This window comes from Paraburkholderia bannensis (genome assembly GCF_014200455.1).
Classification (GTDB): domain Bacteria; phylum Pseudomonadota; class Gammaproteobacteria; order Burkholderiales; family Burkholderiaceae; genus Paraburkholderia; species Paraburkholderia bannensis_A.
In genome coordinates, this window is record NZ_JACHBW010000047.1 from 1 (window position 1) to 6104 (window position 6104).

General features: G+C 62.1%; 7 protein-coding genes and 2 pseudogenes. 6 read left to right on the forward strand and 3 right to left on the reverse strand.

Features of this window, described 5'->3' with window-relative positions; genetic code table 11:
• The 3 genes and pseudogenes from F4827_RS34490 to F4827_RS34500 all read left to right on the forward strand — a co-directional run.
• Window positions 1-210, forward strand: a pseudogene (locus F4827_RS34490) (hypothetical protein); the annotation flags it as partial.
• Between the two features lie 214 nt (window positions 211-424).
• Window positions 425-778 carry a DOPA 4,5-dioxygenase family protein gene (locus F4827_RS34495; RefSeq protein ID WP_183733726.1) on the forward strand — a complete coding sequence of 118 codons (354 nt, stop codon included), beginning with the start codon at window positions 425-427 and terminating at the stop codon, window positions 776-778.
• 389 nt (window positions 779-1167) lie between these two features.
• Window positions 1168-2280 carry a CAP domain-containing protein gene (locus F4827_RS34500; protein WP_183733729.1) on the forward strand — a complete coding sequence of 371 codons (1113 nt, stop codon included), beginning with the start codon at window positions 1168-1170 and terminating at the stop codon, window positions 2278-2280.
• A 133-nt stretch (window positions 2281-2413) separates the two neighbouring features.
• Here F4827_RS34500 and F4827_RS34505 read toward each other — a convergent pair whose 3' ends face one another.
• Entirely contained in the window at window positions 2414-3772 is a 1359-nt protein-coding gene (locus F4827_RS34505) for an MFS transporter (RefSeq protein ID WP_183733732.1), read from the reverse strand.
• 342 nt (window positions 3773-4114) lie between these two features.
• On the opposite strand from F4827_RS34505, the gene F4827_RS34510 reads away from it, so the two are divergent.
• Window positions 4115-4321 carry a hypothetical protein gene (locus tag F4827_RS34510; protein ID WP_183733738.1) on the forward strand — a complete coding sequence of 69 codons (207 nt, stop codon included), beginning with the start codon at window positions 4115-4117 and terminating at the stop codon, window positions 4319-4321.
• Between the two features lie 196 nt (window positions 4322-4517).
• On the opposite strand, the pseudogene F4827_RS36120 reads toward F4827_RS34510, so the two are convergent.
• Window positions 4518-4841, reverse strand: a pseudogene (locus tag F4827_RS36120) (hypothetical protein); the annotation flags it as partial.
• A gap of 87 nt (window positions 4842-4928) precedes the next feature.
• Here F4827_RS36120 and F4827_RS34515 point away from each other — a divergent pair.
• Window positions 4929-5108, forward strand: a complete 180-nt coding sequence (locus tag F4827_RS34515) for a hypothetical protein (protein WP_260175570.1) — start codon at window positions 4929-4931, stop codon at window positions 5106-5108.
• Here F4827_RS34515 and F4827_RS34520 read toward each other — a convergent pair.
• Window positions 5102-5530 carry a hypothetical protein gene (locus tag F4827_RS34520; protein WP_183733735.1) on the reverse strand — a complete coding sequence of 143 codons (429 nt, stop codon included), beginning with the start codon at window positions 5528-5530 and terminating at the stop codon, window positions 5102-5104. The genes F4827_RS34515 and F4827_RS34520 overlap by 7 nt on opposite strands.
• Window positions 5531-5607: 77 nt before the next feature.
• On the opposite strand from F4827_RS34520, the gene F4827_RS34525 reads away from it, so the two are divergent.
• A complete protein-coding gene (locus F4827_RS34525) occupies window positions 5608-5910 on the forward strand; it encodes a hypothetical protein (RefSeq protein ID WP_409258906.1) in 303 nt (100 codons plus the stop codon).
• Window positions 5911-6104: the final 194 nt, after the last annotated feature.

The window sequence follows — 6104 nt, forward strand, 5'->3', positions numbered from 1 at the left end:
GCGCTGATGCGCTTTCTGTCGTCGATGGCGCCGAACTGGAACATCAGCCTGTTCCACTACCGCAACCAGGGCGCGGACTACAGTTCGATCCTGGTCGGCATCCAGGTGCCTGCCGCGGAGGACGCTGAATTCCGCCAGTTCCTCGCCACGCTCGGTTACCCGCACTGGGAAGAGACGCAGAATCCGGCTTATCGCCTGTTCCTGAAGTGATCAGGAGCGAGTGATGTGAGAGAGATGTCCGACGTCGAACGGGACATCTCTCAAGCACATAAGCAAGAAGAGAAAAGGAAAAATTAGAAAGGAATGCTATTCAATCTGGTCGGGAAATAGAAAACTGAATCGAATCAGGATACCGGGATAAAAAACCGATTTCACGGCAAAATAGCGGATCAAAATCACTTCCCGCGCTTCAGGACAGCTCATCATGAACCTTGCCGATCCCGCCAACATTGCCAGCTGGCACGCTCATATCTATTTCGATGCGCAAACGCGCGACGCCGCTTGGGCCTTGCGCGAAATCATCGCAGAGGAATTGGGCGATGCCGTGGAAATCGGCCGCTTTCATGAACGTCCAGTTGGTCCGCATCCGATGTGGTCTTATCAGCTTGCTGTGACAAATGAACAGTTTGCAGCCGTATTTGCGTGGCTTGTCGTCAACCACGGCAAGCTCGATGTTTTCGTGCATCCGAATACGGGCAACGCATTGCGCGATCATCGCGACGCCGCAGTGTGGATCGGTCATTCGTACACGCTCAATCTCGCAGCGATTGGGGATTGATTGCAGAAAAAATAACAAGCACATCAAAATAAAAGTCAGACGAAAACATCTGCATCCGGCCTCCAATTCGCGGTCGGATTACCGCTGAAACGAAGTGTAAAAGTCCGTTCCAGCCCCCTTTGCATTCCTGCATAATCGCGCGTTTTGCCGGTGTTACCGGTAAAACGTGCCTGGTATTTCCTCAGCTGTTTCAACTCAAGTTCGTTCGTGTATTGCCGTTAGTCAGGACGCGCAATCAATTTCGCGCAATCGTTTTCTGTAGACGAATTGAGAGCGATTTGCGGATTTTGGGGTCGATAAGCCCCGAAGCAGCAAGGGTGGGCGCGCCTGCATCTGGCGGCGGCATATTGGCCGGCGCTGCTTCACGTAGAACCTTTACAAGGCACGATATGCGGTTTTCCAAATTCAGATTCGAAGCGGTTGCGGTGCTCGCGACCGCCTTGCTCGCAGCTTGCGGCGGCGGTGGCGGTGGTTCGTCCGGTAGTTCGGGCAGCGCGGCGACCAGCAATTCGTCGAATGGCAGCAGCAACTCGGCACAGGCCGCCAACACCACGACGACCTCCACGTCCAATCTGTCCGCCAACAGCGCGATCCTGATCACGCCGGCTTCGAACCTCACCGCGCTGCCGAGCGCGAGCGGCAATGCCAGCGCCGACGGCACGGCCTACATCAACGCGATGCGCAAGAACGTCGGCCTCGCGGCGCTGCCGAGCAACGCGGGCCTGGCGACCGCTTCCAGCGACCACGCGACCTATCTCGTCGACAATCAGGCCTACGGTCACACTGAAACGGCGGGCAACACCGGCTTCACGGGCGCCGATCCGCAAACGCGCATCTCGGCTGAAGGCAACTTCACGATGATGGGCGAAGTGGTCGTGGCCGGTCAGCCGGCGGCGTTCAGCGACAGCGTGTCGCCGGTCGAGACGCTGTTCGACGCGCCGTTCCACCGCATCGTCATGCTCGACGATTTCACGTCGATGGGCGTCGGCTACATGGCCAACTCGAACTGGGAGGCGTTCAATATCGACTTCGGTTCGACCAGCGCCGATACGCTCGCGGCCACCTCGCTCGTCGCTTACCCGTATCCGGGCGAGCAGGGCGTACCGACGAGCTGGTTCGCCAATGAAGATCCGAACCCGTTCGCCAGCGCGACGCAGTACGAGATGACCACGGTTGGCTATCCGGTGACGATCCAGAGCGCGTTCGGCTCCACGTTGAGCAACCTGAGCTTCACGATCACGGCGACCAACGGCACCAACATTCCGTGCCTCGCGCAGACGCCCCAGACTACGCCGAGCGAACTGTCGAACGCCGCGCTGTGCGCGCCCTATTCGCCGCTCGCGGCCAGCACCACTTACACGGTGCGCGTGACGGGCACTCTGACCGATGCATCGAGCCAGACGCATGCGATCAATGTGGGCTGGACGTTCACGACCGCTGCGTCGGGCGTGTCGCACAACGCGACGCAAGGGCTGACAAATCGTCCGCTGCCGAAGTTCTGATCGGCAAATAGCGTCGTAGATTGAAATGCAAAAGGGGCCGCAGTCGAAACTGCGGCCCCTTCTTTTTTGCGCGGACCGCGCGCTGTTCAGCGTGCGGCCGACTGTTGCTGATTGGCGATGATTGGTGCGATCGTCAATGCCCGAACGATTCTTTGGGCGCATCCGCTGAGGTTTCCATGATGTGCGGTCGGGCGGCCTGTTTCACCAGCAGAGCAGCGCATGCGACGAGACCTGCCACTGCGATGGTCGCGAAGATGCCTGCGAACGAAAAATGCCGGCGTGCCAGCTCGGCCACCAGAAACGAACCGGCAATCCCGCCGAATCGCCCGATCCCCAGCATCCACGCCACACCTGTGCCACGGCCCGCAGTCGGATAGAACGCGGCGGCGAGCGCGGGCATGGACGATTGCGCCGTGTTCATCAGCACGCCCGCTGCGAACACCACGAGCACCAGTGCCCCCACGTTGCCCACGGCCTGGCCGATCAGCCAGACGGACAGCGCAGTCAACGCATAGCAGGCAGCGATGATGCGGTTGGCGTTGAAGCGGTCCATCAGCACGCCGCACAGCACCGCGCCGATGCCGCCGAGCGGGAACAGCGCCGCGATCAGCGTCGCGTGTGCGGGCGGCAAGCCCGCGTCCTTGAGCAGCAACGGCATCCAGTTGATCGACGCATAAAAGATCACCAGGCCCATGAAATACGCGATCCACAACATCAGCGAGCCGACCAGATAACGGCCCGACAGCACCACGCCGATGCCGTTGCCATCGGCGTGCGGCGCGGTTTCGGTCATAGTGAACGACTGGGCCGCGGCGGCATCGGCGGAAATACGCGCGAGCGCGGCGCGAATGCGTTCGGCCGGCTTGGCGTTGGCCACCATATAGCGCACCGATTCCGGCATGCGCAGCGCGAGCGGAATCGCCAGCACGAGAGGCGTGACCCCGCCGAGCAGCAGCACGCTGCGCCAGCCAAAGTGGGGAATCATCCACGCCGCGAGGAAGCCGCCGAAGGCCGCACCCAATGGAAAGCCGCAGAACATCAGATTGATGATGGTGGCGCGGCGATTGTCGGGGCAGTACTCGCCCATCATGGTGACGGCGTTCGGCATGGCCGCGCCCAGACCCACGCCCGTGAGGAAGCGCAGCCAGACCAGATGGTCGATGCTGTCCGCGAACGCGGAGGCGAAACACGCAACGCCGAACACCAGCACCGAGCCGAGCAGCATGGCGCGGCGGCCGAGCCGGTCGGAGAGCGGCCCGGAAGCGAGCGCGCCGAAAGCGAGCCCGAACAGGGCGGCGCTCAACACCGGCGCGAGCGCTGGCCTGGCAAGTCCCCATGCGCCGAGCAGCGAGGGTGCGATGAAACCGATGGCCGCAGTATCGAAGCCGTCGAGCAGCACGATGGCAAAGCACATCACAAAGATGAACCACTGGAACGGCGAAAACGGATGCTCGTTGATGAACGTCTGGACGTTGACGGCACTGCGGCTCATGAAAGGTCTCTCCATTGTGTTATGCATGGTTCGCAAATAGCGCACACTAATTCGCTACGCGAACTCTGGATGCCATCGTACCTGTCTATAAGCTAGCGCGATATCGGGGAGATTCTTGAGTGCATCCGCGTTGGCGCGAGGCGCGTATCTTTGACGAAGCATGCCGCGTGGCAGCGTGTTGAAGCTGTACTTTGCCTGGCCTTACCGGTCCGAATGCGGGCCTGAAGGAGATCGACGTGAAGAACCGGACGTTGTTTTCAACGGCGCGCGTGGGCGCGCTGGCTTTGACGGTGGCCGTGGTAGCGGGGCTGCCCGCGCGGAGCGCGTTCGCAGAACGATGATCTGCGCTCGCCGCAGAACAGCCTGGCGCTGATGCCGAACGCGCCGCTCGGCAGTGAATACCCGACGCACGGCAACCGGCAGGCGGGCGAACTGCCGGTCGGGCCCACCGACCCGCGCGGCCAGTTGGCCAACGGTTTGCCGAATAATTCCCAGTCGGGCGGCTATGGTGCGCCGCAGGCAGGCATTCATCCGCCGCAGGGGATGTGAGCGCCCGCTGACGGCCGTCCTGAAGACGTCCGGGCGTCCAGCTCAGCAGGGCTTCCACACTTTCGCCGAGGGCGAGCGCGGTGCCCCCAAGTCGAGGTGGCCGGCGAGTCCGTCGTGTTGCTGACCGGCTCGGAGAAAAGCCACGGCAGGCCCTGAGCGGTGGAGAGCACGAAAAGTCTAGCGGCGTGCCCGCTCGCAACGTGAACCGGCGGCCCTGATCGGGCCATTCGATCAGCGCTTCGCGACGCCAGCCCGAAAAATTATTGTCGAGATCGAAGTCATCGACGATCAGACCGCCTTCGAGCGCGTCGACCGCGGGATGCTCGCTGAGCGTGACCGGCAAAACGTCGGCGTCGATTTCCCACATCGCGCGCACGCGGGCGCTCAGGCGGGTGCCGGGCGGCTTCGGATAGTAGGGATGATGGCCGAAGCCGAAGGGCATACTGCGCGAGCCGAGGTTGCGCCCAGACCCAGGTGGAGAGCCCCGTTTCGTCGAGCGTGATGTATTGCTGCGCCTCACTGAATGGCCAGCCCTCTGCGCCGCACGCGGGCGCTTCGTGCATGAAATTCAGCGTCACGGCATTGGCTTGCTGAGATTCGACGCGCCGTGGCCGCCGCCAGGCTTGGCTATGCCGCGCTCGTCCTGTTCAATCTGGCGCTCACGCCGGGTTTCTCGAATCCGTTCGCGGCGCGCAGCCTTTTGTTCGAAGCCGCACCTATCGAGCTGATCGCGCTCGGTCAGAATCTGGCGATTGCGACACGCGGTATCGGCTGGTCAGGCTATTGATGCGAAACGGTCAGCTTGACTCGTGTCGCACCGTCGCTTTGCGCGGTGATCTCGGTGCGGCTGCCGCGCTCGCCTAGATAGAAGTGCTGCCGCCCGGGAGCGTTGCCGTCGTGCGTGGCGGTTGGCAGGCACGAGGCGATATCGGCACCGACGCCTTCGAGCGCGTCCGTGCCCGATCCGGTGTCGGCGTTGCGCGTGCTCCATAGGCATTGATAGGCGCCGTGGGCGGCGGTGCATTGTGCGTCGTCGCTATAGGGCTGGGCGACGGCGCGGCCGTCAGCGGGACTCAACGACGCGAAGTGCTGAGGCGCGGCCGCGACGATGCGCTTGAGTGCGGCGCAGGGGCTTGCGCTGTCGTCGGCGTGGGCGGCAAGTGGCGCAAGCCACAGAAATGCGGTCGCGATGAGGGCTTTGGCTTGCATGCTGGATTCGCTGCCCGATTTGCAGCGCCTCAAGTGGTGATGTGCGCTAGCTGCAAACGTCGTGCCGGGAACGACGCTTGCAATTGATCGAGCGGAACAATCATCACGAGGATCGTGTCATGACCAGAAACTTCCGATACCCGATGCGCGTGGGCGCAATGCTGGCGGCGACGCTCACGCTGGCTGCCGTGACGTTGCCTGGCTACGCCGCATCGCAGGACGACGAGGATCACGCCTGTCGCGGCGATGCTTTTCACTTCTGCGCAAGCGAGATTCCGAACAAGGAAAAGATAACGGCGTGTATGAAGCAGCACTATGCCGAGCTGTCGCCACCGTGCAAGGCCATGTTCAAGAAGCCACCGAAGGGTGGGGCAAGCTGATAAAGATGAAGGATGGTGGAGGTTTGAGGCGCGACGGAAGTCGCGCCTTTTTATTTTGGCCGGGTGCAAATTGGTGCTTGCGTAGGGGATACGAGGCAAGCTAAGATTCGCCCCCTTCGCTGTTCAGCCTTACCGGCAGCGAAGCCTGCCGCGAGAAACGGCGGGTCGCTCCGGCGGCATCTTTTCCCTGCTTT

Coding starts and splice junctions, on each gene's coding strand:
- F4827_RS34500 (WP_183733729.1), top strand. CDS start 1,168: ATGCGGTTTTCCAAATTCAGATTCGAAGCGGTTGCGGTGCTCGCGACC.
- F4827_RS34520 (WP_183733735.1), bottom strand. CDS start 5,530: ATGCAAGCCAAAGCCCTCATCGCGACCGCATTTCTGTGGCTTGCGCCA.
- F4827_RS34505 (WP_183733732.1), bottom strand. CDS start 3,772: ATGAGCCGCAGTGCCGTCAACGTCCAGACGTTCATCAACGAGCATCCG.
- F4827_RS34495 (WP_183733726.1), top strand. CDS start 425: ATGAACCTTGCCGATCCCGCCAACATTGCCAGCTGGCACGCTCATATC.